Consider the following 25,265-nt stretch of genomic DNA (forward strand, 5'->3'; position numbering starts at 1 on the left):
CTCCGTAATAGAACACGTTTCAGATACGCATAACCAAGCGCTTGATCAAGAGGTGACCCGCGTGCACATCGACCTCGTCGACAGGGACATTTACGCGAACGCAGGACCACCCCACGACCAGCTCGCCTGGCTACGCACGAACTCCCCCATCCACTGGCACGAGGGCGAGCCCGGTTTCTGGGCCGTGACCCGCTACGAAGACGTCGTGCACGTGTCACGGCACTCCGACCTCTTCTCCTCCCACCGCAAACTCGCGCTCTTCGACGACCTCCCCGAGGACCAGATCGCACTCCAGCGCCTCATGATGCTCAACCAGGACCCTCCCGAGCACACGAGACGGCGTTCCCTGGTCAACCGCGGCTTCACCCCGCGCACGATCGGAGCACTCGAACAGCACATCCGCGACATCTGCGACGACCTCCTCGACAAACTGACCGGCGAGATCGACTTCGTCACCGAGGTCGCCGCCCCCCTCCCCCTCTACGTGATCTGCGAACTGCTCGGCGCCCCGGCATCCGACCGGGACAAGCTGTTCAACTGGTCCAACCGGATGATCGGCTCCCAGGACCCCGACTACGCCGCCAGCCCCGAGGAGGGCTCCGGCGCCGCCATGGAGGTCTACGCCTACGCCAACCAGCTCGCCGCCCAGCGCAAGGCGAACCCCAAGAACGACATCGTCACCAAACTCCTCCAACCGGACGAGAACGGCGAAACCCTCGGCGAGGACGAGTTCGACCTCTTCGTCCTCCTCCTGGTGGTCGCCGGCAACGAGACCACCCGCAACGCGGCCTCCGGCGGCATGCTCGCGCTCTCCGAGCACCCCGACCAGTGGGCACGCCTCGTCGCCGACCCGACCCTGGCCAAGACCGCCGCGGACGAGATCGTCCGCTGGGTCTCCCCCGTCAACCTCTTCCGGCGCACCTCCACCACCGACCAGGTGCTGGGCGGGCAGGAGATCAAGGAGAACGACAAGGTCGTGGTCTTCTACTCCTCCGCCAACCGCGACACCTCCGTCTTCCCGAACGCCGGCACCTTCGACATCACCCGCGACCCGAACCCCCACATCGGCTTCGGCGGCGGCGGCGCGCACTTCTGCCTCGGCAACCACCTCGCCAAGCTGGAACTCCGCGTCCTCTTCGAACAACTGGCCCGCCGTCACCCCCGCCTGCACCAGACGGGCGAGGCCCGGCGACTGCGGTCCAACTTCATCAACGGCATCAAGGAACTACCGGTAACCATCGGCTGACCGCCCCACCTCAACGCCAAGGCGGCACGGGCACGACCATCAACACCGACGCCAGCGCCAGCCGTAGCCGGGGGTGCCGGACGTAGCCGAGGTGCCAGCGCGAAGTTCCAGGGTGCCGACGTTTGCGCCAGTACCACGTGCCGGTGCCGGTGCCGGTGCCAAAGGCTGGCGCTGAGTGTCAGTGCCGGGTGCCAAGGCCAGTGCCGAGTGCCAAGTGCCGGTCGGAGCGCCAGCGTCGGATGACAGGGTGCCGACGTCAGCGCCAGTACCGCGCGCCGGTGCAGGGGTGCCGGGTGCCACGCCGATGTCGGCACGGGTGCGGCGCCAAGGGGCAGCGCTGAGCGGCGCCGGATGCGGAGGTTTGGTGCCGTACCCGTACCGGTGTCGCGCCCGTACCGGTGTCGCGCCCGTACCGGTGTCGCGCCCGTACCGGTGTCGCGCCCGTACCGGTGTCGCGCCCGTAACCGTGCCGTGCCCGTGCCCGTACGGGTGTGGCGCCCGTGCCGGTGGCCGGGGTAAGCGGTAGCGGCGGCTGCGGCGGGCGGCGCGGATGCGGCTGAGGATGCGGACCGTGCCTTGGGGGCCTGGGCTCCAGCCGCGTTCGATCAAGGCGCTGGCCACGTGGTGGAGGAGGTCGGCGATCTGGCCCGGGATGACGTCCCGGCGGACGGCGATCACACGCCAGCCACGTCGGCGGAGCTCCTCGCGGCGGTCCGCGTCGTGCTGCTGGTCGGCGGGTGAGGTGTGGTGGGCCTGGCCGTCGTACTCCACGGCGACCTTGAACTCTTCCCAGCCCAGGTCGAGGTAGGCGAAGCGGTCTTCGTCCAGCTCCACCCTGATTTGGGTGGTGGGTCTGGGGAGGCCGCCGTCCACCAGGATGACTCTGAGCCAGCTCTCCCGGGGGGAGGCGGCGCCGCGGTCGGCGAGGCTGAGGGTCTCGCGGAGGGCCCAGGTGTTGAGCGGGCGGTACCAGAGGGCTTCCAGGTCGACGCCTCTGCGAGCGAACTGGTCGAGGACGGCCACGGCTTCCATGCGGGGCAGCCAGCGGGCGCAGTCGAGGGCCGTGCGTTCCATGGTGGTGAGGCGGATGCCTCTGTGCTCCGTGATGTCTTCGGCGGGGAGAGGCACCACGTAGGTGACGCAGCCGGGGATCGCGAGGTGGGTGGGGGCGGTCAGCTCCACCGGCCAGTCGTCCTCTGAGGTGGGGACAGTCTTGATGCCCCAGATGTGGGCGGCGGTTTGACGGCTGATGGTGGCTTGGGGGGCGGCTCGGGTGATGGTGCGGGCGCGCTCCACGAGGGAGGACGTGGGAGACGTATCCGATGAAGGCGGCGTGGAGAGCGCTTGGGAGGGCGAAGGCGAAGTGGAGTGCGCGTGCGAGGGCGAGGGGTGCGGCGGTGGTGAGGGCGAGGGCGAGGGGTGCGGCGGTGGTGAGGGTGAGGGTGAGGGCGAGGGCGAGGGGTGCGGCGGAAGTGATGGTGACAGCGGCGGCTCGGGTGAAAGCGATGGGTCTGGTGAAAGCAGTCGCGGGACCGAAAGCGGTCGCGGGGCTGAGAGGGGTGGGGGCGGTGGCGGCGGCGGGAGCAGTGGCGGGGCTGAGAGGCGTGGCCGGGGTGGGAGCGGTGGCGGGGGTGGGAGCAGTGGCGGGGCTGAGAGGCATGGCCGGGGTGGGAGCAGTGGCGGGGCTGAGAGGGGTGGCCCGGGTGGGAGCGTTGGCGGCGGTGGGAGCGTTGGCGGTGGGGTTGAGGGCGAGGGTTGCGTTGGCGAAAGGCGGGGCGTTGACGGTGTCGCGGGGGTCGGTGGAGGGGTGGGAGAAGTGGGCGGCTTCGATGGTGGGGGCGGGGGTGGAGTCATGGCCTAAGGGTGCCGCTGAGGGGGCTGGGCGGGAGGGGCCGAACGGGGTTCTGTGGATAACGGCGCAGGCGCTGTCGAACGCAGAGGCCGGCGTACGGCTGCGCCGCGAACCCCGTGTCAGGCCAGCCCGGTCTACGCCATGATGACCGGCTTCCAGTCCGGCATCTCCAGGTAGCGCCGCAGCTCTGCCACCCCCGAGAGGAAGCCGCCCCACCCCGCGTACGGGGGATTCGCCTGGTCGAAGCCGCTCTGCACCAGCGTGAGCCGAGTCTTCCCGCCGGACCCCGCCAGCTCCCACGTCCCGACCCCGACATCACCCCAGTCCACGGCGAGCTTCTGGTCGGGCACGACCTCCAGCACCTTGGCCGGGGCGGGGTTGTTGTCGAAGCCGCCCATGGCGAAGCGTCCGCCCTCGTACGGCTCGATCTCGATCTTGTAGCCGAACCACCGCGTCACCGCCTCCGAGTCGGTGATCGCGTGGAACACCTTGGACGCCGGCGCGTCGATCTCGACCTCGACCCGCATGTCCGCGGAGGTGTAGTCCTGCATGGGTGTGAGCGTGCGGCCCTCCAGGTGCTCGGCCAGGTTGGTAAGGACCTGACTCCAGTACGTCTCGAGCACCCCCCGAATGCTCTTGCCCGTGATGACGTCCTGGAAGTCGAAGTGGGTCTGCGACAGGGTGAGGATCGTCCGGTCGTCCCCGTCGGCCTCCACCGACAGCTCGGAGGTGGTCTCCTCACCGTCGAGCAGCCAGGCGAAGCGCACCGTGCGCTCGTCCGCGTGCAGCAACCGCTGGTGCGGCGCGTCGCCCTCCGGCGTCGTACGCCCCCAGAACGCGAAGCGTTCCGGCAGCGCCACCTCGACGTGCTCCGCCAGCCAGACGCGCAGGTCGTCCGGGTCCGTCAGGGCGCGGCTCACGCGTTCGACCGGAGCCGGGATGCTCGCGCGGATGGTCAGAGGCTCAGTGGTCATGTGTCTCGTTCTCCTTCTGGGGCTTGGGCGGCGGCGGTCTGGGGGTAGCAGGCGAGGGCCAGCTTGAAGGCGTCGCCCTCCGCCCCGCCGTAGCGGGTGAACAGGTCTTGGAGCAGGTTCTGCAAGTCGTTCAGGAACTCCTGGCGGTTTTCCGGACGTACGCGGATCTCCCCGGACAGGCCGATGGACGGCAGCTCCGGGGCCGCCTTGTCGAGTGCCGCGATGTCGGCCTGGACCTCCTCCATGAGATCGAGCAGGTAGCCGAGGCTGAGGTGGTCGCGGGTCTTGCGCAGGCCGAGCCGTCCCACCAGGCGGGGCGACAGCCAGTACGCGCGGGCGCCCGCCTGGTAGATGCCCTCGTGGATGCCGCGCACCTTGCGTTCGGAGACCTGGTCGACCAGGCCTGCCTCGACCAGGCGTTTGACGTGGTAGTAGACGCGTTGCGGGGTTTGGCCCAGGCGGTCGGCGATCTCTGAGCAGGTTCGGGGCTCGGCTAGTTGCCGCAGGACTTCTATGCGCTGCGGCTTGAGCAGGGCCTCGGCTTGCTCGATCTCTTCGAGGTACAGGACGTCTCTCATCGCAAAAGCAATTTTTTACGTAAAAATTCTGCTTGTCAATGGGGCCGCGCGAGGCGATGTGTTGTTGGGCGCGAGGGAAGGGCTGAGCTCCACCGGGGCGAGGGGGGGTTGGCGCTGGCCACGAGCGCGCGGAGGCGCGGATGCGGAGGGGAGTGGGCGCGAGGTGTGGGGTGGGGTGGGCGGCGAGGCAACGGGCGCAGAGGCAACGGCGCCAGGGCGAAGGGGCGCGGGCCTGGGTGAAAGGCGGGCGCGGGCGCAGGCCTGAGTGAGGGCGGGGCGTTGGGGGCGCGGGGCATGCGGGGCGCGGACGTGCGAGGCGCGGGAGTGGGGCGCGGCACGAGTGCGGGACGGCGCGCGACGTGCCGGCGAGGGGCTGCAGGCGGACGTGGGCGAGCGGCCGAAGGGCGGGACATGGGCCGAGCGGCGGGAGGCGGGCCGCGGTGGAGAGGGGGCGGGGACGGGGGCGAGGGGGCGGGGCGCAGGCGAGGGCACGGGAGCGGGGGCCGCGGGCGCAGGCACGAGTGAGGGGCGGGGCGCGGGCGCGGGACGTGGCACGAGTACGGGGCGGAACGCGGGGCGCGCAGGCGAGGGGTCGATGCGGGACGTGGGCGAGCGGCGGGGCGGGGCGGGGCGGGGAGAGGGGACGAAGCGGGCGAGGGTGGAGGACAGGAGGGGGCGGAGCACCATGGGCAAGGGACGTGGAGGGCGTTTAACGTCCGCGCCTCAGAGGCCAGCCACCCCAGAAGTGACAGGAATCACAAGCAGGCCGCCCCCTCACGGCCAAGAGCTGTCATCATGCGGATCCCCACCATCCGTGAGCAACCGCAGATCAGCCTCCACCATCATCGCCACCAGCTCATCGAACGAGACCCGAGGCTCCCACCCCAACTGCACCCGAGCCTTCTTGGGATCCGCACAGAGCAGGTCCACCTCCGCCGGCCGATGCAACGTCTGGTCCGTGACGACGTACCGCTCCCACTCCAGCCCAGCAGCGCTGAAGGCCGCCTCGACGAGCTCTCTGACCGACTTCATCCGCCCGGTCCCGATCACGTAGTCCTCGGGCTTGCCGGCCTGCAGCATCAGGTGCATCGCCTTGACGTAGTCGCCGGCGAACCCCCAGTCGCGCCGCGCCTCCAGGTTCCCCAGCCGCAGCTCGGTGGCGAGTCCGAGCTTGATGCGGGCCGCCCCGAGCGCGACCTTGCGGGTGACGAACTCGGCGCCGCGCCGCGGCGACTCGTGGTTGAACAGGATGCCGGACACCGCGTACATGCCGTAGGACTCGCGGTAGTTCTGGGTGAGGAAGTGCCCGTAGGCCTTGGCGACGCCGTACGGGGAGCGGGGGTGGAAGGCGGTGCGCTCGTTCTGGGGGGTCTCGCTGACCTGCCCGAACATCTCGGAGGATGAAGCCTGATAAAAGCGGATCTGTCCGCCGGCGCTCGATGCAGCCCCCCGCGACACGCCCGAGCACACCCGGATCGCCTCCAGCATGCGCAGCACGCCCATCCCGGTCACCTCGGCCGTGAGCTCCGCCTGCTCCCACGACATGGGCACGAACGAGATCGCCCCCAGGTTGTACACCTCGTCCGGCTGCACCCGTTCGACGGCGGAGATCAGCGACCCCTGGTCCAGCAGATCCCCCCGCACCACGCGGACGTCCGTGAGGAGTTTCCGCATCCGGGACACGCGCGGGTTCGCCTGCCCGCGAGCCAGCCCCCAGACCTCGTACCCCTGCTCCAGCAGGTGCTCCGCGAGATAGGAACCGTCCTGGCCGGTGATGCCGGTAATCAGAGCGCGCCTGGCCAAGGGGTCCTCCAACTATCGCCTGCCCTGTCCCTTTGAGACGGGAATGTACAGTCAAGCACCCCGCAAGGACATCAGGCCACATAGAACACGTTCCACCGAACCACGCTCGGTTACAGCAATGTCGCAGTTCGCACGCCCTGCAACGGCCATTGTGAACAATTCCAGCCGACCTACCGAATGGTAGCCTTCTCGGACTAAGGTCATCTTTCACGGTACACGCCCGGATCCGGGCCCTACCGGCGGAGAAAGGGGTGTCCGTGCGGGATCGAAGGCTGCGGATCGCGCTTCTGTCCTACCGCAGCAAGCCCACCTGTGGCGGTCAGGGGGTCTACCTCCGCCACCTGAGCCGGGAGCTGATCGCGCTCGGGCACCACGTCGAGGTGTTCTCCGGCCAGCCCTACCCCGAGCTGGACGAGGGCGTGATCCTCCGGAAGGTGCCCAGCCTCGACCTCTACCGCGACGAAGACCCGTTCAGAACGCCCAAGCTGCACGAATACCGCGACTGGATCGACTGGCTGGAAGTCGGCACCATGTGGACCGCCGGGTTCCCCGAGCCGCTGACGTTCACGCTGCGGGCCCACCGCGAGCTCAAGAAGCGCGTCGGCGACTTCGACGTCGTGCAGGACAACCAGACCCTCGGGTACGGCCTGCTCGGCATCCAGAAGCTGTTCCCCGTGGTCGGCACCATCCACCACCCGATCAGCGTGGATCGCCGCATCGAGCTGGAGGCCGCCAAGGGCGTCAAGAAGCTCACGATGCGCCGCTGGTACGGCTTCGTGAAGATGCAGTCGCGCGTCGCCCCGAAGCTGAGCCCGATCCTGACCGTCAGCGAGTCGTCGCTGGCCGACATCCACCGCGACTTCAACGTCCCGCAGGCCAACATGCGCCTGATCCCGCTCGGCGTGGACACCCGCTACTTCCACCCGCGGCCCGACAAGCCGCGGCGCAGGGGCTCGATCGTGGCCGTGGCCAGCGCCGACTCCCCCATGAAGGGCGTCGCCACGCTGCTGCGCGCGGTCGCGAAGCTGGCCACCGAGCGCGACGTGAACCTGACCGTCGTCAGCAAGCCCACCCCTGGCGGCCCCACCGAGCAGCTCGTGCAGGAGCTGTCGCTGCAGGACCGGGTGCGTTTCGTGCACGGCATCTCCGACGACGAGCTGGGCGAGCTGATCGCCACCTCGGAGATCTCGGTCGTGCCGTCCCTGTACGAGGGCTTCTCGCTGCCGGCCGTCGAGCACATGGCCTGCGCCACGCCGCTGGTCGCCAGCCGTACGGGCGCGCTGCCCGAGGTCGTCGGAGACGCGGCCGTCCAGGTGCCGCCCGGCGACGCCGAGGAGCTGGCCGCGGCGCTGCGCCGCCTGCACGACTCACCGGAGGAGCGCGAGCGGGTCGGCAAGGCCGGCTACGACCGCGTCATGGAGCGCTACACCTGGCACGTCGTGGCCAAGCGCACCGTCGAGGCGTACCACGAGGCCATCGAGAACCACAAGAGGAGAGGCTGACCAGTGCTGACCGTGGACTTCGCCCGGCTTCCCGTCGGCCCGGGCGTGCGCGTGCTCGACCTGGGCTGCGGCGGCGGCAGGCACGCCTTCGAGGTGCTGCGCCGGGGGGCGGACGTGATCGCGTTCGACATGGACCAGTCCGAGCTGGACGGCGTGGCGAACATGTTCGCGGCCATGGACAAGGCGGGCGAGGTGCCGGAAGGGGCCACCGGCGAGACCGTCCAGGGCACCGCGCTGGACATGCCGTTCGAGGACGACAGCTTCGACCGGGTGATCGCGGCGGAGGTGCTGGAGCACATCCCGGACGACATGGCGGCCATGCGCGAGATCTTCCGCGTGCTCAAGCCGGGCGGCACCGCGGCCGTGACCGTGCCGAGCTTCCTGCCCGAGCGCATCTGCTGGGCGCTGGACGAGGACTACCACACCGCTCCCGGCGGCCATGTCCGCATCTACACGCTCGCCGAGCTGTCGGCCAAGCTGAAGTCCATCGGCTTCGTGATCGGCCCCCACCACCACGCGCACGGCCTGCACGCGCCGTACTGGTGGATCAAGTGCGCGGTCGGCGTCAACAACGACGACCACCCGCTCGCCAAGGCGTACCACGAGCTGCTGGTCTGGGACATCATGAAGCGCCCCGCCGCCACCAGGATCGCCGAGGCCGTGCTCAACCCGATCATCGGCAAGAGCGTGGTCCTGTACGTGCGGAAGCCATGATCTCCCGCGAGGAGGTCGTACGGACGGCCGAGAGCATCGCGGCGATCCAGCAGGACGACGGCGGCGTGCCGTGGCCGGAGGGCCACGTGGACGCCTGGAACCACATCGAGTGCCTCATGGCGATGTCCGTGGCGGGCCTGGCCGAGCCGGTCCGCCGCGGCTACGGCTGGCTGGCCCGCCACCAGCGGGCCGACGGCGCCTGGCCGATGAAGCTCGTGGACGGCGTGGCGACGGAGCCGAACGGCGAGACCAACCACGCCGCCTACATCGCGGTCGGCGTGTGGCACCACCACCTCGTCACCGGCGACCGGCGCTTCACCGAGGAGAGCTGGCCGATGGTCAAGGCCGCGCTCGACTTCGTGGCGGGGCTGCAGACCGAGCGGGGCGAGATCGTCTGGGAGCGCGACGCGCACGGCAGGCCGGGTGCGTACGCGCTGCTGACCGGCTGCTCCTCCATCCACCAGGGGCTGCGCTGCGGCGTGCTGCTGGCCGACCACCTGGGCGACCCGCAGCCGCACTGGGAGCTGGCCGCCGACCGGCTGGCCCACGTGCTGTCGGCGCATCCCGAGGCGTTCGCGGACAAGAGCCGCTTCTCCATGGACTGGTACTACCCGGTGCTGGGCGGCGCGGTGCGCGGGGCGCAGGCGTTCGAGCTGCTGGAACGCGAGTGGCCGACGTTCGTGGTGCCGGGTCTCGGCATCCGGTGCGTGTCCGACCAGCCGTGGGTGACGGGGGCGGAGACGTGCGAGCTGGTGCTGGCGCTCGACGCGCTCGGCGACGGCGAGCGGGCGCGCGCGCTCTTCGCCGACATGCAGCACCTGCGGCACGAGGACGGCTCCTACTGGACGGGCTGGCAGTTCGCCAACCGCAAGCACTATCCGCACGAGCGTTCCGGCTACACCGCCGCCGCGGTCGTCCTGGCGGCCGACGCGCTGCTCGGGCTCTCGCCGGGTGGCGGGCTGTTTCGTGACATCGACGGAACCGCGGTGTTCGACCCGGAGGTGTGCGGGTGCGCGGCCGTGCACACTGAGGGCCTCTGAGACGCCCGTACAACCGCTTTTGCGGGTTCTTTGCCCGTACGGGCCGGTGCGCCGCCGTTGTGTCGCTCAGCGGGCTTACTAGCTTCTGAGTGACGTACGAGGCGTCTTCGGGGGAAGCGTGGGCGACACGGGCACACCATCGTTCTTGGACCAGGTCAGGACCGACCCGACACCGGAGCCTGCACTGTCCGGGGCCAGGGGGCTGCGGCGGTTCCTGACCAAGGATCCGCTGGAGTCCGATCTGGGCCGGCGCCGATTCCGGCACAGGGGCGGAGCCTCGCGGACGGTCTTCATGAAGTCCGAGCGATCGTACGTCTTCGGTTACAACGCGGTGATGTCACGAGAAGTCGAGAAGGTCGAGGCGATCCCGGACGACCAGCGTCCCTTCGCCTACGAGGGGGCCGCGGCCGCCTGCACCACGCTCGACCTGCTCACCCTGACCCGGGGCCGGCGCCTTCACGAGCTACTGGCCGGCCCCGCCCAACATCACCGCCACGCCGCCTACCTGGGCGCGGGCCGCGCGTACGCGCTGCTGCGGCTGCGCCCGGTGTGGGGCGCGCGGCGGGCGCACCCGCTGCTGCGGTGGCTGGCCGTGGACGGGTTCGGCTTCCAGTGGAGCCTGTCCAGGGCCGACCGCATGGTGGGCGAGCGCACCATGCCCGACCTGCTTACCAGGGCGCACTGCGCGGTGTTCGACCAGGGGCTGGGGCGGCTGCTCTGGTACCACGAGGGTGGCGCGCCCGACGACGTCTCGGCCCGGATCGGCGGCTTTCCCATCCCGCGGCGGGCCGACCTGTGGAGCGGGGTGGGGTTCGCGGCGGCGTACACGGGCGGCGCGGAGGCGGACGAGCTGTGGTGGCTGACCGAGCGGGCCGGGGCCGACGGCTTCCGCGCGTACCTGGCGCAGGGGTGCGCCTTCGCGCTGGCGGCGCGGCTGCGCTCGGGCGAGCTGCCCGCCCACGCGGCGCAGGCTGCGCCGATCCTGGCGGGCGCCGACGCGGAGGAGGCGGCCTCGTGGACCGACCGGGCGCTGATCGCGCTCGGCCACGAGGCGCACACGCACGAGGACTTCCAGAGCTGGCAGTCACAGACCCGCCGCTCCTGGACCCGCCGACACCGCGACTGACCCAGCAGGGCTCAGATGCCCGGCCCGACCCGTTCCAGGACGCGCAGCGAGCCGGTGACCGCCACCTCCTCGAACGCGCCGGACTCCAGCGCCCGCCGGTAGACCCGGTACGGCGCCTGCCCCCCGTGCGCCGGGTCGGGGTAGACGTCGTGGAAGACCAGCGCCCCGCCCGTCGTCACGTGCGGCGCCCAGCCCTCGTAGTCGCGGGTCACGGGCTCCTCGGAATGGCCGCCGTCGATGAAGAGCATGCCCAGCGGCGAGTTCCACAGCCCGGCGACCCGTTCCGACCTGCCGACGATGGCGATCACCTCCTCCTCCAGCCCGGCGGAGGCGATCGTGGCCCGGAAGGTCGGCAGCGAGTCCATCTTGCCGAACCGGGGATCGACCAGGGTCGGGTCGTGGTGCGCCCAGCCGGGCTGGATCTCCTCCGAGCCCCTGTGGTGGTCGACCGTGACGACCACCGACCCGCTCTGGCGGGCGGCGGCGCCGAGGTAGATGGCCGACTTGCCGCAGTAGGTGCCGATCTCGCAGATGGGACCGAGCTTGCCGTACCGGCAGGCCGTCTCGTACAGGGCCAGCCCCTCTTCTGGAGGCATGAACCCCTTGGCGTGTCTCGCCGCGTGAAGCAGCGCTGACGGCATCGTCATAGGCATGCACCCTAGCCGAACCGAATAACATTCCAACCGCCTCTTGCAGGGCCGTTCTGGAACCTGTTCTACTTGGCAGCGTGAATCAGCGCGCTCGCATCGCCATGTCGGACGACGAGGTCACCGCCTTCCTGGAGGGCTCGCGCAAGCTGCAGCTCGCGACCATCAACGCGGACGGCACCCCCCACCTGGTGACCATGTTCTACGGCCTCGACGAGGGCCGGATCGCCTTCTGGACCTACGCCAAGGCGCAGAAGACCCGCAACTTGGGCCGCGACCCCCGGGTGAGCTGTCTCGTGGAGGCCGGCGAAGACTACGGCGAGCTGCGCGGCGTCCTGGTGTACGGCAAGGCCGTGCGGGTGGACGACCGCGACCGGGTCATCTCCATCGGCCTGGCGATCGCCCGCCGGATGACCCCGGGCGTCTCCGACGACCTGCTGCTCCCGTATGTGGAGAAAACCGGCCGCAAGCGGGTTGCGTACGTCGTCGAGCGCACCAAAGTGGTCTCATGGGACCACAGGAGGCTCACATGAAGGTCAAGGTGGACGAGCTGGTCTGCGAGGCCAACGCCGTGTGCATGGGGCTCGCGCCGGAAGTGTTCGAGGTGGACGACGACGACCAGCTCCACATCCTGCTGCCGGAACCACCCCCAGAGATGCAGGACCGTGTCCGCCACGCGGTCAGGTCCTGTCCGAAAGCCGCTCTGTCCCTCGAGGAATAGCCCGCAGGCAACGAGGAGGAACCCCCATGCGCGCCGCGATCCTGCACGCCGTAGGCAACGACAAGCTCGACATCCGCGACGACGTCACCCTGGCCCCCGTCGGCCCGGCCGACGTTCGCGTCCGGATCAGGGCGACGGGCGTCTGCCACTCCGACCTGTCGGCCATGACCGGCGTGCTGCCCCAGCCCGTGCCGCTCATCCTGGGCCACGAGGGCGCGGGTGAGGTGGTCGAGGTGGGCGAGCACGTCACGTCCGTGAAACCGGGCGACCACGTCGTGATCAGCTGGCGCCCGGCCTGCCAGGAGTGCGAGCTGTGCGTGGGCGGCCAGCCGTTCCTGTGCATGAAGTACGTCATCGAGTCCTTCACCAAGGGCAACTTCCGGCTCGGCGACGGCACGACGGTGTTCGGGATGGCCGGGTGCGGCACCTGGGCCGAGGAGATCGTCGTGCCGTGGCAGGGCGCGATCAAGATCGACGAGGACGTGTCGTGGGAGGCGGCGGCCCTGATCGGCTGCGGCATCACGACCGGCGTCGGCGCCGCGCTCAACACGGCGAAGGTGCGCCCCGGCTCCACCGTCGCGGTGGTCGGCTGCGGCGGCGTCGGCCTGGCCGTCATCCAGGGCGCGCGCGTCTCCGGCGCCAGGACCATCCTCGCGGTGGACCCGCTGGCGTCCAAGCACGAGCTGGCCAGGAAGGTCGGGGCGACCCACGCGGTCACCCCCGAGCAGGTCCCCGACGCGCTGAACGAGCTGACGGGCGGCGGCGGCTTCGACTACGCCTTCGAGGTGGTCGGCAAGTCGGCCACGATCCAGAACACCTGGCAGCTCGCCCGCCAGGGCGGCGACGTGATCGTCGTCGGCGCGGGCGCGATGGACGACATGGTCTCCATCTCCGCCTTCAGCCTGCTGTTCGAGGGCAAGAACCTGCTGTCCAGCCTGTACGGCGAGGCGGACGTCCGGCACGACTTCCCCTACTTCGCCAAGCTGCACAAGTCCGGCCTGCTCGACCTGGAGTCGATGATCAGCGCCCGCATCCGCCTGACCGACCTGAACGACGCCGTGGCGGCGCTCAAGGGCGGCGAGGTGCTGCGCCAGATCGTCCTCATGGACTGACGCGCGAAATTGGGGCCGCCCCCGTTGAGGGACGGCCCCACACTTCTTACTCGGTGGAGAAGGCGGCGTCGAAGGACGTCGCCGGCGGGGTGATGGAGTTGAGCCGGCGGATGTAGCCCAGCGCCTCCTTCGCCCCGTCGAGCCGGTCCATCCCGGCGTCCTCCCACTCGATCGAGATCGGCCCCTCGTACCCGATGGAGTTGAGCGCGCGGAAGCAGTCCTCCCACGGCACGTCGCCGCGGCCGGTGGAGACGAAGTCCCAGCCCCTGCGCATGTCGGCCCACGGCAGGTGCGACGACAGGCGGCCCTTGCGCCCGTCGCCGACCCGCATCCGCGTGTCCTTGCAGTCCACGTGGTAGATGCGGTCCTTGAAGTCGAGGATGAAGCCGACCGGGTCGAGGTCCTGCCACACCATGTGGGACGGGTCCCAGTTCAGGCCGAACGCGGACCGGTGGCCGATGGCCTCCAGGGTGCGCACGGTGGTGTGGTAGTCGTAGGCGATCTCGCTCGGGTGCACCTCGTGGGCGAAGCGCACGCCCACCTCGTCGAAGACGTCGAGGATGGGGTTCCAGCGGTCGGCGAAGTCCTGGTAGCCGGCCTCCACCATGCTGGCGGGCACCGGCGGGAACATCGCGACCGCGTGCCAGATGGACGAGCCCGTGAAGCCGACCACCGTGTCCACGCCGAGCAGCGCGGCGGCGCGGGCGGTGTTCTTCATGTCCTCGGCCGCGGCCTGGCGCACCGACTCGGGGTCGCCGTTGCCCCAGACGCGGGCCGGGAGGATGGCCTTGTGGCGCTCGTCGATGGGGTGGTCGCAGATCGCCTGGCCGACGAGGTGGTTGGAGATCGTCCACACCTTCAGGCCGTGCTTGTCGAGCTGGGCGCGCTTCTGCTCCACGTACGAGGGGTCCGCCACGGCCTGGGCCACGTCGAAGTGGTCGCCCGAGCAGGCGATCTCCAGGCCGTCGTAGCCCCATTCCGAGGCCAGCCTGCACACCTCCTCGAACGGCAGATCGGCCCACTGTCCGGTGAACAGCGTGACTGGTCGCATCAGTCCTCCACGTTCGTGTAGCGGCTGCCCTCAGCCGCGCTGCGCTCGACCGCCTCCAGCACCCGCTGCACCCGCAGCCCGTCGGCGAACGACGGCGACGGGTCGGCGCCGGTGGCGACCGCCTCCAGGAAGTCCTTGATCTCGTGGGTGAAGGTGTGCTCGTAGCCGAGGCCGTGGCCGGGCGGCCACCAGGCGCCGACGTACGGGTGGTCGGGCTCGGTGACCAGGATGCGCTCGAAGCCGCCGCCGTCGGCGCTGAGCCACAGCTCGTTCATGGCCTCGAAGTCGAAGGCGAGGCTGCCGAGCGAGCCGTTGATCTCGATGCGCATCGCGTTCTTGCGCCCGTTGGCGAAGCGGGTGGCCTCGAACGAGGCCAGCGCGCCGCCCGACATCCGGCCGATGAACAGGGCCGCGTCGTCCACCGTCACCTCGCCCCTGGCGGTGGAGCCGGTCGCGCCGAGGCCGGCCGACTCGGTCGCCAGCGGGCGTTCCTTGATGAACGTCTCGGTCAGCGCCGACACGCCCACCACGTTCTGCCCGGTGACGAACTGGGCGGCGTCGACGATGTGCGCGCCGATGTCGCCGAGGGCCCCTGAGCCCGCCTTGTCCTTCTGCAGCCGCCAGACCAGCGGGAACTCGGGGTCGACGATCCAGTCCTGCAGGTACTGTGCCCGCACGTGCCTGATCTCGCCGATCCGGCCCTCCTCGACGTACCGGCGGGCGAGCGCGATCGCGGGCACCCGCCGGTAGTTGAAGGCCACCATGCTCCTGCCCTGCGCGGCGGCGGCGGCCGCCACCATGGCCTCGGCCTCGGCGACGGTGTTGGCCAGCGGTTTCTCGCAGATCACGTGCTTGCCGGCCTGCAACGCGGCGATGGCGATCTCCGCGTGGGAGTCACCGGGCGTGCAGATGTCGACGATCTGCACGTCGTCGCGCTTGACCAGCTCTCTCCAGTCCGTCTCGATGTCGGCCCAGCCGAGTTGCGCCGCGGCGGCCTCGGTGCGCTCCTTGGACCGGCCCGCCAGCACCGCCATGCGCGGCGCCAGCGGCAGGTCGAAGAACGCCCCGACGCTGCGCCAGGCCTGGGAGTGGACGCGGCCCATGAAGGCGTAGCCGATCATGCCCACGCCGATGGTGGTTCTGTCTGACATGCAACCCCCGATCAGGATCAGGATTCGAAGCCGAGTGACAGGTATTGCTCGACGTTATCCTTGGTGATGGTCTCGGACGCGAGCGTGATGGACTGCGGAACCTGCCGTTCCACCAAATCACTCATGCCCTTCGACTGTGCTACCAGACGCGCCAGCTTGATCGCTGAGGAGGCCATGGTCGGCGAGTAGGTGACGGTGGCCTTGAGCACCGAGGTCCCCGACTGGATCTCCTTCATCGCGTTCAGCGACCCGGCGCCGCCGACCATGATGAACTCGTTGCGGTTGGCCTCTTTGATCGCGGCCAGCACGCCGACACCCTGGTCGTCGTCGTGGTTCCACAGCGCGTCGATCTTCTTGTGCGCCTGGAGCAGCGAGGTGGCGACCTCGTTGCCCGTCTCCACGGTGAACTGGGCGTCCTGCTGCGCCGTGACCTTGAACCCGTAGACCTTGAGCGCGTCGGCGAAGCCCTTGCTGCGGTCCTGCGTCAGCGGCAGCGTGGCGATGCCCTGGATCTCCACGATCACCGGGTTGGCCACGCCCTTGGCCTTGAGGTCCTTGCCGATGTAGTGACCGGCCGCGACGCCCATGCCGTAGTTGTCGCCGCCCACCCAGGTCCGGTAGGCGAGCTTGTCGGGGAAGATCCGGTCCAGGTTGATGACCGGGATGCCCGCCTCGGTGGCCTGCAACGCGACCTGGTTGAGCTGCTGGCCGTCGTTGGGCAGGATGACCAGCGCGTTCACCTTGGCCGCGATCAGCGACTCGACGGCGGAGATCTGCTGGTTGATGTCGTTGGTCGGCTCGACCGGCTTGAACTCGATGTCGGAGTACTGCTTCGCGGTGGCCTCGGCGTTCTTGGCGATGGCCGCGATCCAGCCGTGGTCGGCCGCCGGCGCCGAGAAGCCGATCACCACCTTCGTGCCGGGCTGGTCGTTGCCGCTGGCCGCCGGAGCGGGCGCGGGCGCGGCACTGGTGGGGCTCGCCGCGGGCTCGTTGCTGGTGCAGCCCGCCGCTAACAGCGCGGCTCCGCCGAGTCCGCCGATGAGGAATCCCCGGCGCGCGACGTTGTCACTCATGGTGCTCTCTCCTTCAGATTCCGCCGCTGGAGAAGGACGGCGACGACGATGATCAGGCCCTTGGCGATCAGCTGGTCGCTGGTGTTGAGCCCGTTGAGAATGAACAGGTTGGTGATGAGGGTGAAGATCAGCAGGCCCAGGATGGAGCCCACGATCGTGCCCCGGCCCCCGGTGAGCAGCGTGCCGCCGATGATCACGGCGGCGATGGCGTCGAGCTCGTACAGGTCGCCGTGGGTGGAGGAGCCCGTGGTGGTGCGAGCCATGATCAGGATGGCCGCGATGCCGCAGCACAGGCCCGACAGCGCGTACAGCAGCATCGTGTGCCTGCGTACGTCGATGCCTGCCAGGCGGGCCGCCTCGGGGTTGCCGCCCACCGCGTACGTGCGCCGCCCGAACGTGGTGCGGTTGAGCACGATCCAGCCCAGCACGACGACCAGCGCGAAGATGTAGACCAGCAGCGGGATGCCGAGCCACCGGGTGGTCGACAACTCCACGATCGCGGAGTTCTCCGCCTGGATGAGCTGGGTCTTGCGGTCCGACATGCGCTGCGCGAGCCCTCGGGCGGCCACCAGCATGGCCAGCGTGGCGATGAACGGCACCATCCGCCCGTAGGCGATCAGTAACCCGTTGACCAGCCCCGCTCCGGTGCCGACGAGGAGCGCGCAGACGGCCATCACGACCGGCCCGTACGACTGCGTGGCCAGGGTGGTGGCCCACACGCTGGCCAGCGCCATGATCGCGCCCACCGACAGGTCGATGCCGCCCCCGATGATGACGAACGTCATGCCGACCGTGATGACGCCGATCGTGGCCGCCAGCGACAGGATGCTCACCAGGTTGGACGCCGTGAGGAAGTTGTCCGGCCTGGTCACCAGGCCGACGACGACCAGCAGTGCCAGCGCGCCGACCAGGCCGAGGTGCCGCATCTCGCTGACGCCCCGGATCGACGGCAGCGCCGGTGCGGCCTTCGTCGTGGGTCCCCCCATCACGCCGCCCTCCCATTCATGATCATGTCCAGTACGCGGTGCTCGTCCAGCTCGGCCGCCTCTCCCTCGTGAATGACGGTCCCCTCGCGCAGCACCAGCACCCGATCGGCCAGGCCGAGCACCTCGGGCACCTCGCTGGAGACCAGCAGCACGCCGATGCCCTGCTCGGCCAGGTCGTGGATGACCGCGTACAGCTCGGCCCTGGCGCCCACGTCCACGCCGCGGGTGGGCTCGTCGAGCAGCAGCAGCTTGCGCCCGCCGAGCAGCCAGCGGGCGAGCACGGCCTTCTGCTGGTTGCCGCCCGACAGGGTCCTGATCGGGCGTTCGGGGTCGGGCGGGCGGATGTCCAGCATCTCCGACAGCCGTTTGGCCTCGGCCCGCTCCCGCTTGCGGTCGAGCCAGCCGAATGTGGCGAAGCCCGGCAGGCTGCCCAGCGTGATGTTGGCGGTGACGCTCTGGTCGAGGAGCAGGGCCTGGGCCTTGCGTTCCTCGGGGGCCAGGCCCATGCCGTTCCTGACGGTGCCGACCACGCCGCGGCGCACCTGGCGGCCGTCGAGCAGCACCTTGCCGCTGGCGGAGCGGGCGCCGTACACGGCCTCCAGGATCTCCGAGCGGCCCGAGCCGACGAGCCCGGCCAGGCCGACGATCTCGCCCGCCCGCACGGAGAACGAGACGTCCTTGAAGACGCCCGGCGAGGTCAGGGCCTCGACGCGGAGCACCTCCTCGCCGAGCTTGCGCCCGCCCCTGGGCGGGAAGACGTACTCGACGTTGCGGCCCGTCATGAGCGAAACGATTTGCGTCGTCGGCGTGTCACGGGCGGGCAGGCCGACCGCGACCGTGCGGCCGTCCTTGAGCACCGTGACGCGGTCGCCGATCTCGCGGATCTCCTCCAGACGGTGGGAGATGTAGACGACGGCCACACCCTGGGCGGTCAGCTCGCGGATGATGCGGAAGAGGTTGGCCACCTCGTCGTGGGCGAGCGCGGCCGAGGGCTCGTCCATGATGATCAGGCGCGCCTCGTGGGAGAGCGCGCGGGCCATCGAGACGACCTGCTTGGCCGCCGGGGACAGCCGCCCCACCTCAGTGGAGGGGCGGATCTCCGGGTGGCCCAGGCGCTCCAGCACCTCGCGGGTGGCGCGCCGGCCCGCCGCCCTGTTCACGAAGCCGAGGCGGGCGTGCTCGTGGCCGAGAAAGATGTTCTCGGCCACGCTGAGCCCGTCGACCAGGTCGAGTTCCTGGTAGATGGTGGCGAAGCCGAGCTTGATGGCGTCGATGGGGCTGCCGGGGCGCACCTCCGTACCGTTGAACGAGATCGTGCCCTCGTCCGGCTGGTGCACTCCGGCCAGCACTTTGATCAAGGTGGATTTGCCGGCGCCGTTCTGGCCGAGCAGGCAGTGCACCTCGCCCGCCTTGACGTCCAGATCGACCCCGTCCAGCGCGCGCACGCCGGGGAACTGTTTGACGATGCCCTTCATGACCAGCATCGGGCGGTCCCTTTCAGGCGTTGACGATGCGGTTGATGTTGTCGGGTGACAGGTAGTGCTCGATGGCGAGGATCCCCGCGCCGAGCGCGGCGGCGTTGATCCCCGTACGGCTGGGGGTGATCGACAGGTGGTGCGTGGCCAGCGGGAGCGACCTGCGGTAGACCGTCTCCCTGATGCCGGCCAGCAGGTGCTCGTGCACCCGCGACAGCGCGCCGCCGATCACGATGACCTCGGGGTTGAAGAAGTTGACCAGGCTCGCCAGCACCTCGCCGATGAGCCGGCCCGCCTCCCTGACCAGGCGCAGCGCCTGGGTGTTGCCCGACTGGACGAGCGCCACCACGTCGGCGCCGGTCTCGGCCGCCAGGCCCAGCTCGGTCAGCCGCCGCGCGATGGCGGCGCCGCCGGCCACGGCCTCCAGGCAGGCGCTGTTGCCGCACCGGCAGCCGGCGTCCTCGTGGCCGCTGACCCGGATGTGGCCGATGTCGCCGGCCGAGCCCTGCGCGCCCCTGTGCAGCTTGCCCTCGGCCATGATGCCGCAGCCGATGCCGGTGCCGACCTTGACGAACAGCAGGTGCCTGGTGTCGGCGAAGGCGCCCCGGTGCTCGCCCAGCGCCATCACGTTGACGTCGTTGTCCACCAGGACCTCGACGCCCTCGAAGTACTCGGGGACGGGGTAGTCGTTCCAGCCGGGCATGATCGGCGGGTTGTTCGGCCGTCCGGTGGCGAACTCCACCGGCCCAGGCACGCCGATCCCGATGGCCCGCAGGGCGCCGCGAGGCCGCCCCGCCTGGCCGAGGAGCCGGTCGAGCCGCTGGTCCACGTGGGCGAGCACCTTCTCGGGGCCCTCGCCGATCAGCAGCCCGTCCTCGCACTCGGCCAGCACGTTGCCCGAGATGTCCATGAGGACGACCCGGCAGTGGGTGGCGCCCAGGTCCACGCCCGCGAAGGCGTGGTCCTCGGTGTGCAGGCGGAGCTGGCGCGGCGGGCGCCCGCCGGTGGACTCGCCGCTCTCGGTCTCCTCGACGAGGCCGCGCTCGATCAGCGCGTCCACGCGCTGGGAGATCGTGGATCTGGCCAGGCCGGTGAGCCTCGCCAAATCGGAACGGGTCGTCGCGGAGCCCGCGCTGATCAGCGTCAGCACGTCGCCGGCGGAGCCCGGCTGGGGGGTCATGCCGCGACAATAAGATCACCGAAGAGGCAAATCAAGAGTGAGGATCGACCAAACTCCCCCAACTTCCGCCGAAGATCGAACAAAGACCGCTTATTACCCGATTTGTCCTAGAACGCGAAAGCGCCGGCCCCCGTTCACCCGGGGACCGGCGCGTCACCTTCCGCCGATCAGGCCGACTAGAGCATGGCCTTCATGGAGTCGGCCGCCGTCAGCACGTACGGCTGCTCGGTCATCACCGACCCCCAGTTCTCCGCGATCGCCTCGGGCGTCAGGTCGTCGCTCTTCCAGCCCGGCCCCTCGGCCACGAACACCCGCGCCACCTTGCCGCCCCCGACCGTGAACACCTCGCCGCTGGCCTCGCACGACTCGTGCACGAGGAAGGCGACCAGCGCGCTGACCCGCTCCGGCGTGAACTTGGCCTCGAACTCGGCGGGCAGCAGCGCCTCGGTCATCCTGGTCCAGGCGACGGGCGCGATGGCGTTGGCCTTGATGCCGTTGCGCGCGCCCTCGATGCCGAGCGTCTTGGTCAGGCCGACCAGGCCCATCTTGGCGGTGGAGTAGTTGGCCTGGCCGAAGTTGCCGAACAGGCCGGCGGGGCTGGAGGTGTTGACGATCCGGCCGTAGCCGGCCGCCTTCATCAGCGGGTAGGCGGCCTGGCTGACGAGGTAGGAGCCGCGTACGTGCACGGCCAGCACCGCGTCGAACTCCTCGACCGTCATCTTGCCGAACGACTTGTCGCGCAGGATGCCGGCGTTGTTGACGACGATGTCGACCCTGCCGAACGCGTCCGCGGCGGCCTGCACGACGGCCTTGGCGCCCTCGGGGGTGGCGATGTTGTCGGCGCTGGCCACGGCCTGGCCGCCGTTCTTGACGATGAGGTCGGCCACCTCGGCCGCCGGGCCCGCCGAGGCGCCGGTGCCGTCGAGCGCGCCGCCGAGGTCGTTGACGACGACCTTGGCGCCCCGTTCGGCCAGCAGGAGCGCGTGCGATCTGCCGAGGCCGTGCCCGGCCCCCGTGATGATCGCGACCCTGTCATCGAACCGAAGCATCGAACCTCCCAGGCGAGGAGAACAACATTCTAGTCCTCGCTACGATAACCGCCCTCAGGGCAGATGCCACAGGTCCGGCTCGCCCGCCTCCTTGACCACCCGCCCCTTGGCCTCCAGCCACACCAGGTGGGCCAGCGTCTCGTTGTTGGCCGAGCGCCGCATGAACGACGGGATCGTCTCCCACGGCCGCGACCACGTCAGCCGGGTCGCCACGTCCCAGCAGGTCACCCCGCCGGCCGCGGCCACCACCTGCTCGATCTCGGCCAGCCGCTCGTCGTGGTGCGCCATCACGGAGTCCACCCGCTCGGTCAGCTCAAGGAACCGGTACTCGTGCGCGGGCAGCACCTCCTCCACCTCCAGCTTGCGCACCGCGTCGAGCGAGTCGAGGTAGTCGGCCAGCGGGTTCGGCGGCGACTGGGGGTGCACGGCCACCATGGGCGTGATCTTCGCCAGGACGTGGTCGCCGGAGAACAGCACCTTGCGCTCCGGCGAGACGAAGCACAGGTGACCGGGCGAGTGGCCGGGCGTCCAGATGGCCCGCAGGTCCCAGCCCGGCAGGTCCAGGTCGTCGCCGTCCTCGACCAGGCGGTCCGGCTTGGCCATCGAGACCATGTGCCTGATCCGCATGGAGGCGCCCGCCAGCTCGTCCAGCGACAGGTCGGGCACGCCGCAGCGGCGCAGCAAATCCCGCTCGCGCTGGACGAGGGAGTCGATGACCTCGTCGTCGTAGCGCTCGCGGACCAGGCGGGCGTCCGCCGGGTGCAGCGCGATCCAGGCGCCCGAGCTCTCCCTGATGCGGCCCGCCAGGCCGTAGTGGTCGGGGTGGATGTGCGTGACCAGGACGCCCTTGACGTCGGTGATCGCGTACCCGGCCACGCCCAGGCCGGCCACCAGGGCGTCGTAGGCCTCGTCGGTGTTCCAGCCTGCGTCGATGATGACCACCCCGCCGGGCAGCTCAAGGACGTAGACGAGCACGTACCGGAGGGGGTTGATGGGGATCGGCACGGGGACGGACCACAGGCCGGGGCGCACCCGTTCGACGTCGGGGTACGCTCCGCCGACCCACGCCTCCCGCTGCGCCGGGTTGGCCGGGGTCACCACAAATTTCGCCACATGCCCGAATATAGTTCTGCGTCCGAATCATGTTCTACTTGGGTCATGAAGCTGAGCCGCGAGATCTCCGACGATGGCCGCTTCGTCCGGCAGCCGAACCGTTTCACGGATCGGCTCGGCCCTCCCGAGCCCGGCCGCTACCGGGTCTACGCGTCCTACGCCTGTCCGTGGGCGCAGCGCGTACTGATCGTCCGAAAGCTGCTGGGCCTGGACGACCTGCTGGACGTCACGATCGTCGACCCCATCCGCGACGAGAAGGGCTGGCGCGTCCCCGGCGGCGATCCGGAGTACCTGTCGGAGCTGTACCACGCCACCGATCCCGGCTACGCGGGCCGCTACACCGTGCCGTGCGTCTGGGACACCCAGGACAAGCGGATCGTCACCAACGACTTCCCCCAGATCACCCTCGATCTGGAGACGTCATGGGGCACTTCGCCCAACCTCTATCCGGAACGCCTGCGCCCCGACATCGACATCATGAACGACCGCCTCTACCACGGGCTCAACAACGCGGTCTACGAGGCGGGCTTCTCCCGTGACCAGCAGGTCTACGAGGAGGCGGTGGCCCGGGTGTTCACCACTCTCGACTTCCTGGAGGTGCGGCTGGCCGAGTCGGAGTTCCTCTTCGACTCGCTCACCGACAGCGACGTGCGTCTCTACACGACGCTGGCCAGGTTCGACTCCGTCTACTACGCGCACTTCAAGTGCTCGGTGCGGCGGCTGACGGACTATCCGGCGCTGTGGGCGTACGCGCGCCGCCTGTACGCCATCCCGGCCTTCCACGAGACCACCGACTTCGACCAGATCAAGCGCCACTACTACGTCACCCAGACCAACATCAACCCGAGCCGGATCGTGCCGGTAGGGCCTGAGCTGGACTGGAGCCTGTAGGCGCCGGCATCCGCACGAACAGCAGGGCAGAGGCCAGCATCACCACGGCGGCGACACTCCAGGCGGCGGCGAGGCCCGCCTGGGCGGCCAGCGAGCCGAGTGTGAGATTGGCCACGATGCCCCCGGACTGCAGGGACAGCGAGCTCGTCGAGGTGACCGTGGTCCGCTCGGCCGCGGTCACCGCGTTGTGCGTGATCTCCAGTGACAGCACGGCCGTGACCGCGCCGCCGACGAAGAGGCAGACGTAGGCGAGCCCGGCGCCGGCCACGCCGGGCAGCCCGTCCAGGCCGGCCGTCGCGGCCAGCGCGCCGATGGACAGCGCGGTCAGCGTCGTGCCCGCGATCGCGCCCCTGGCCGACCCGCCCGCCAGCCGCGCGGCGCGGGGCGCGAGGGCGCTGCCCAGCGCGCTGCCCGCGAACCCGAGCGCCGCCACCACCGCATAGACCAGGCTGCCCTCCTCGGCCGTGCCGGCCAGCTCGGCCAGGCGGCCCGGCGTGAGCAGCTCGATGCTCATCAGCACCAGGCCGGACGCGGCGGAGGCGGCCATGAGCCTGCGCAGCACCGCACCGCCCAGCGACAGCCGGACGCCGCCGGCCACGGTGGCGGGCACCTCGCGCAGCACGCCCGCCAGCGAGCGGCGCCCGTGGTCCGGCTCGGGCAGCGCGAACAGCACCACGACCAGCAGCACCAGCGCCGCCACAGCGCCCACCAGGGGCGGCGCGGCCAGCGGGAGGATCAGCGACGGGGGCACCAGGAGCGGCAGCGCGCCGCCCGCCAGCACGCCGAGGCACAGCGCCACGGACTCCGTCGCGCCGCCCCTGGCCAGGCCGGGCCGCAGGTCGGCGTCACGGCCCTCGATGCCGTGCAGCGTGTCGACGTACCAGGAGGTGGCCGGGCCGCTGGACAGCGCCCGCGCGACGCCCTTGAGCACGCCGCTCAGCATGAACATCCAGAACGTGGTGGACACGCTCATCAGCGCCAGCCCCGCCACGGTGAACGCGGCGGAGGCGGCCAGCACCATGCGCCTGCCGATCACGTCGGCCAGCCCGCCCGTCGGCAGCTCCAGGGTCACGGTCACCACCGAGAACACGGTCACCGCCAGGCCGATCTGGGCCAGGCCGAGGCCCCGCTCCGTCATCAGCAGGACCATGGTCGCCATCATGAGCCCCGGCGGCAGCCAGGTCAGGAAGGCGACGAGCAGGTAGCGCCGTAAGGCCGATCGCGCGGTCACGGCTCCTCCCTCCGTTTGCGGGGAAAGCCCCCGGCCCAGACGTGCACGAGCTGGGTGTCGGCGGCGCCCTCGTGCCGGGCTGCCAGCTCGGCCAGGATGTCCGCGGCGCGCGCGGTGAACTCCTCCAGCGCGGCGGGCGGCAGCTCGAAGATGTGGTCGCTCATGCCCGCGGCCGCCATCCACTGCGGCGACCAGTCGCCCTCGTCGAACTCCTCGATGACCCGGCCGAGCAGCTCGGCCTGGAGCAGCCGCATGACCTTGACCGTCTCGCGGCCCTCAGGGGTGACGGACATCTCCCGGCTGTTCCACGAGGTGTAGCGGTGCCGGGCCCGCCAGCGGCGCTCGCGGCCGTCGCGCTGCTCGGGGTCCTCCTCGATGAAGCCGTACTTGAACAGCTCGCGCAGGTGGTAGCTGGTCGAGCCGGAGCTCTCGCCGACGGCGCGGCCCAGCTCGCTGGCGGTGGCCGGGCCGTCTGAGCGCAGCAGCCCGAGCAGCCGGGCCCGCAGGGGATGGGTGACGGCCCGCAGCACCTGCGGGTCGCTGATCTTGTAGTGGTCCTCCACGCCTCCACCGTAGACCGCAAAGACAATTTTGCAAAATGAATTTTGCGGTTTCCGTTCTCCCTAGATGGATGAGTCCAAGGGGTCCCGGCGAAATCAGTGGTCATAGGCGGTCAGCGATCGGTTGACGGGTTGATGAGTCTGGCCGTTGTGCCAGATGGCCGCGGTCAGGGCCAGGATCTTGATGAAC

25 protein-coding genes are annotated in these 25,265 nt (G+C 70.2%); 10 read left to right on the plus strand and 15 right to left on the minus strand.

Features of this window, described 5'->3' with window-relative positions:
• Positions 1 to 61: 61 nt before the first annotated feature.
• Positions 62 to 1,246 carry a cytochrome P450 gene (locus tag ABD331_RS43160; RefSeq protein WP_344488504.1) on the plus strand — a complete coding sequence of 395 codons (1,185 nt, stop codon included), beginning with the start codon at positions 62 to 64 and terminating at the stop codon, positions 1,244 to 1,246.
• Positions 1,247 to 1,285: 39 nt separating this feature from the next.
• Here ABD331_RS43160 and ABD331_RS43165 read toward each other — a convergent pair whose 3' ends face one another.
• A complete protein-coding gene (locus tag ABD331_RS43165) occupies positions 1,286 to 2,542 on the minus strand; it encodes an endonuclease domain-containing protein (RefSeq protein ID WP_344488506.1) in 1,257 nt (418 codons plus the stop codon).
• Between the two features lie 26 nt (positions 2,543 to 2,568).
• On the opposite strand from ABD331_RS43165, the gene ABD331_RS43170 reads away from it, so the two are divergent.
• The gene (locus ABD331_RS43170) at positions 2,569 to 3,243 is read left to right on the plus strand and encodes a hypothetical protein (RefSeq protein WP_344488508.1); all 675 of its coding nucleotides are present in this window, start codon (positions 2,569 to 2,571) and stop codon (positions 3,241 to 3,243) included.
• Here ABD331_RS43170 and ABD331_RS43175 read toward each other — a convergent pair.
• The 3 genes from ABD331_RS43175 to ABD331_RS43185 form a co-directional block, all read right to left on the minus strand.
• The gene (locus ABD331_RS43175; RefSeq protein ID WP_344488510.1) at positions 3,233 to 4,072 is read right to left on the minus strand and encodes an SRPBCC domain-containing protein; all 840 of its coding nucleotides are present in this window, start codon (positions 4,070 to 4,072) and stop codon (positions 3,233 to 3,235) included. The genes ABD331_RS43170 and ABD331_RS43175 overlap by 11 nt on opposite strands.
• Entirely contained in the window at positions 4,069 to 4,650 is a 582-nt protein-coding gene (locus ABD331_RS43180; RefSeq protein WP_344488512.1) for a helix-turn-helix domain-containing protein, read from the minus strand. The genes ABD331_RS43175 and ABD331_RS43180 overlap by 4 nt, the downstream gene beginning before the upstream one ends.
• Before the next feature lie 774 nt (positions 4,651 to 5,424).
• Positions 5,425 to 6,453: a GDP-mannose 4,6-dehydratase gene (locus tag ABD331_RS43185; RefSeq protein ID WP_344488514.1), complete on the minus strand. Its 1,029-nt coding sequence runs from the start codon at positions 6,451 to 6,453 to the stop codon at positions 5,425 to 5,427.
• A 251-nt stretch (positions 6,454 to 6,704) separates the two neighbouring features.
• On the opposite strand from ABD331_RS43185, the gene ABD331_RS43190 reads away from it, so the two are divergent.
• From ABD331_RS43190 to ABD331_RS43205, 4 genes are all read left to right on the plus strand, one after another.
• The gene (locus ABD331_RS43190; protein ID WP_344488516.1) at positions 6,705 to 7,955 is read left to right on the plus strand and encodes a glycosyltransferase family 4 protein; all 1,251 of its coding nucleotides are present in this window, start codon (positions 6,705 to 6,707) and stop codon (positions 7,953 to 7,955) included.
• A gap of 3 nt (positions 7,956 to 7,958) precedes the next feature.
• Positions 7,959 to 8,669, plus strand: a complete 711-nt coding sequence (locus tag ABD331_RS43195; RefSeq protein ID WP_344488517.1) for a class I SAM-dependent methyltransferase — start codon at positions 7,959 to 7,961, stop codon at positions 8,667 to 8,669.
• Complete coding sequence (locus ABD331_RS43200; RefSeq protein WP_344488519.1) at positions 8,666 to 9,709, plus strand: prenyltransferase; 1,044 nt, start codon at positions 8,666 to 8,668, stop codon at positions 9,707 to 9,709. Before ABD331_RS43195 ends, ABD331_RS43200 begins: the two co-directional genes overlap by 4 nt.
• 118 nt (positions 9,710 to 9,827) lie before the next feature.
• Complete coding sequence (locus ABD331_RS43205) at positions 9,828 to 10,835, plus strand: DUF1702 family protein (RefSeq protein ID WP_344488521.1); 1,008 nt, start codon at positions 9,828 to 9,830, stop codon at positions 10,833 to 10,835.
• An 11-nt stretch (positions 10,836 to 10,846) separates the two neighbouring features.
• On the opposite strand, the gene ABD331_RS43210 is transcribed toward ABD331_RS43205, so the two are convergent.
• Positions 10,847 to 11,488, minus strand: coding sequence for a class I SAM-dependent methyltransferase (locus ABD331_RS43210; protein WP_344488523.1), 642 nt, complete (start codon positions 11,486 to 11,488; stop codon positions 10,847 to 10,849).
• A gap of 74 nt (positions 11,489 to 11,562) precedes the next feature.
• Here ABD331_RS43210 and ABD331_RS43215 point away from each other — a divergent pair, with 74 nt between their 5' ends.
• From ABD331_RS43215 to ABD331_RS43225, 3 genes are read left to right on the plus strand one after another with little or no spacing between them, the layout of a single operon-like run.
• A complete protein-coding gene (locus tag ABD331_RS43215; protein ID WP_344488525.1) occupies positions 11,563 to 12,015 on the plus strand; it encodes a pyridoxamine 5'-phosphate oxidase family protein in 453 nt (150 codons plus the stop codon).
• Positions 12,012 to 12,203, plus strand: a complete 192-nt coding sequence (locus ABD331_RS43220; RefSeq protein WP_225269183.1) for a ferredoxin — start codon at positions 12,012 to 12,014, stop codon at positions 12,201 to 12,203. The genes ABD331_RS43215 and ABD331_RS43220 overlap by 4 nt, the downstream gene beginning before the upstream one ends.
• 26 nt (positions 12,204 to 12,229) lie before the next feature.
• A complete protein-coding gene (locus ABD331_RS43225; RefSeq protein WP_344488531.1) occupies positions 12,230 to 13,315 on the plus strand; it encodes a zinc-binding dehydrogenase in 1,086 nt (361 codons plus the stop codon).
• 46 nt (positions 13,316 to 13,361) lie between these two features.
• Here the strand turns inward: ABD331_RS43225 and ABD331_RS43230 are convergent, their stop codons facing one another.
• The 8 genes from ABD331_RS43230 to ABD331_RS43265 form a co-directional block, all read right to left on the minus strand.
• Positions 13,362 to 14,369 carry a sugar phosphate isomerase/epimerase family protein gene (locus ABD331_RS43230; RefSeq protein ID WP_344488560.1) on the minus strand — a complete coding sequence of 336 codons (1,008 nt, stop codon included), beginning with the start codon at positions 14,367 to 14,369 and terminating at the stop codon, positions 13,362 to 13,364.
• A complete protein-coding gene (locus tag ABD331_RS43235; protein ID WP_344488533.1) occupies positions 14,366 to 15,517 on the minus strand; it encodes a Gfo/Idh/MocA family protein in 1,152 nt (383 codons plus the stop codon). Before ABD331_RS43235 ends, ABD331_RS43230 begins: the two co-directional genes overlap by 4 nt.
• Before the next feature lie 17 nt (positions 15,518 to 15,534).
• Entirely contained in the window at positions 15,535 to 16,590 is a 1,056-nt protein-coding gene (locus ABD331_RS43240; RefSeq protein ID WP_344488535.1) for an ABC transporter substrate-binding protein, read from the minus strand.
• Positions 16,587 to 17,576, minus strand: a complete 990-nt coding sequence (locus ABD331_RS43245) for an ABC transporter permease (protein ID WP_148442163.1) — start codon at positions 17,574 to 17,576, stop codon at positions 16,587 to 16,589. Before ABD331_RS43245 ends, ABD331_RS43240 begins: the two co-directional genes overlap by 4 nt.
• Positions 17,576 to 19,060, minus strand: coding sequence for a sugar ABC transporter ATP-binding protein (locus ABD331_RS43250; RefSeq protein ID WP_344488537.1), 1,485 nt, complete (start codon positions 19,058 to 19,060; stop codon positions 17,576 to 17,578). The genes ABD331_RS43245 and ABD331_RS43250 overlap by 1 nt, the downstream gene beginning before the upstream one ends.
• Before the next feature lie 13 nt (positions 19,061 to 19,073).
• Positions 19,074 to 20,231 (minus strand): ROK family transcriptional regulator, encoded by a 1,158-nt coding sequence (locus ABD331_RS43255; RefSeq protein WP_344488540.1) that lies wholly within the window; start codon positions 20,229 to 20,231, stop codon positions 19,074 to 19,076.
• Positions 20,232 to 20,407: 176 nt separating this feature from the next.
• Positions 20,408 to 21,280, minus strand: a complete 873-nt coding sequence (locus ABD331_RS43260; protein ID WP_344488543.1) for an SDR family NAD(P)-dependent oxidoreductase — start codon at positions 21,278 to 21,280, stop codon at positions 20,408 to 20,410.
• Between the two features lie 54 nt (positions 21,281 to 21,334).
• Complete coding sequence (locus ABD331_RS43265) at positions 21,335 to 22,393, minus strand: MBL fold metallo-hydrolase (protein WP_344488546.1); 1,059 nt, start codon at positions 22,391 to 22,393, stop codon at positions 21,335 to 21,337.
• Between the two features lie 45 nt (positions 22,394 to 22,438).
• Here ABD331_RS43265 and ABD331_RS43270 point away from each other — a divergent pair, with 45 nt between their 5' ends.
• Positions 22,439 to 23,284, plus strand: coding sequence for a glutathione S-transferase C-terminal domain-containing protein (locus ABD331_RS43270; RefSeq protein ID WP_344488549.1), 846 nt, complete (start codon positions 22,439 to 22,441; stop codon positions 23,282 to 23,284).
• Here ABD331_RS43270 and ABD331_RS43275 read toward each other — a convergent pair.
• Both ABD331_RS43275 and ABD331_RS43280 read right to left on the minus strand, forming a co-directional pair.
• On the minus strand, positions 23,232 to 24,515 hold the full coding sequence (locus ABD331_RS43275; RefSeq protein ID WP_344488552.1) for an MFS transporter: 1,284 nt from the start codon (positions 24,513 to 24,515) through the stop codon (positions 23,232 to 23,234). The genes ABD331_RS43270 and ABD331_RS43275 overlap by 53 nt on opposite strands.
• Positions 24,512 to 25,078 (minus strand): helix-turn-helix domain-containing protein, encoded by a 567-nt coding sequence (locus ABD331_RS43280; protein WP_344488555.1) that lies wholly within the window; start codon positions 25,076 to 25,078, stop codon positions 24,512 to 24,514. The genes ABD331_RS43275 and ABD331_RS43280 overlap by 4 nt, the downstream gene beginning before the upstream one ends.
• Positions 25,079 to 25,265: the final 187 nt, after the last annotated feature.

Source organism: Nonomuraea monospora (assembly GCF_039531895.1).
GTDB classification, from domain to species: domain Bacteria; phylum Actinomycetota; class Actinomycetes; order Streptosporangiales; family Streptosporangiaceae; genus Nonomuraea; species Nonomuraea monospora.

Excerpts from the sequence above, each read along its gene's own strand:
- ABD331_RS43250 (WP_344488537.1), bottom strand. The coding sequence starts at position 19,060 with ATGCTGGTCATGAAGGGCATCGTCAAACAGTTCCCCGGCGTGCGCGCG.
- ABD331_RS43210 (WP_344488523.1), bottom strand. The coding sequence starts at position 11,488 with ATGCCTATGACGATGCCGTCAGCGCTGCTTCACGCGGCGAGACACGCC.
- ABD331_RS43220 (WP_225269183.1), top strand. The coding sequence starts at position 12,012 with ATGAAGGTCAAGGTGGACGAGCTGGTCTGCGAGGCCAACGCCGTGTGC.
- ABD331_RS43270 (WP_344488549.1), top strand. The coding sequence starts at position 22,439 with ATGAAGCTGAGCCGCGAGATCTCCGACGATGGCCGCTTCGTCCGGCAG.
- ABD331_RS43170 (WP_344488508.1), top strand. The coding sequence starts at position 2,569 with ATGAAGGCGGCGTGGAGAGCGCTTGGGAGGGCGAAGGCGAAGTGGAGT.
- ABD331_RS43245 (WP_148442163.1), bottom strand. The coding sequence starts at position 17,576 with ATGGGGGGACCCACGACGAAGGCCGCACCGGCGCTGCCGTCGATCCGG.
- ABD331_RS43255 (WP_344488540.1), bottom strand. The coding sequence starts at position 20,231 with ATGACCCCCCAGCCGGGCTCCGCCGGCGACGTGCTGACGCTGATCAGC.
- ABD331_RS43175 (WP_344488510.1), bottom strand. The coding sequence starts at position 4,072 with ATGACCACTGAGCCTCTGACCATCCGCGCGAGCATCCCGGCTCCGGTC.
- ABD331_RS43180 (WP_344488512.1), bottom strand. The coding sequence starts at position 4,650 with ATGAGAGACGTCCTGTACCTCGAAGAGATCGAGCAAGCCGAGGCCCTG.
- ABD331_RS43235 (WP_344488533.1), bottom strand. The coding sequence starts at position 15,517 with ATGTCAGACAGAACCACCATCGGCGTGGGCATGATCGGCTACGCCTTC.
- ABD331_RS43225 (WP_344488531.1), top strand. The coding sequence starts at position 12,230 with ATGCGCGCCGCGATCCTGCACGCCGTAGGCAACGACAAGCTCGACATC.
- ABD331_RS43200 (WP_344488519.1), top strand. The coding sequence starts at position 8,666 with ATGATCTCCCGCGAGGAGGTCGTACGGACGGCCGAGAGCATCGCGGCG.
- ABD331_RS43260 (WP_344488543.1), bottom strand. The coding sequence starts at position 21,280 with ATGCTTCGGTTCGATGACAGGGTCGCGATCATCACGGGGGCCGGGCAC.
- ABD331_RS43240 (WP_344488535.1), bottom strand. The coding sequence starts at position 16,590 with ATGAGTGACAACGTCGCGCGCCGGGGATTCCTCATCGGCGGACTCGGC.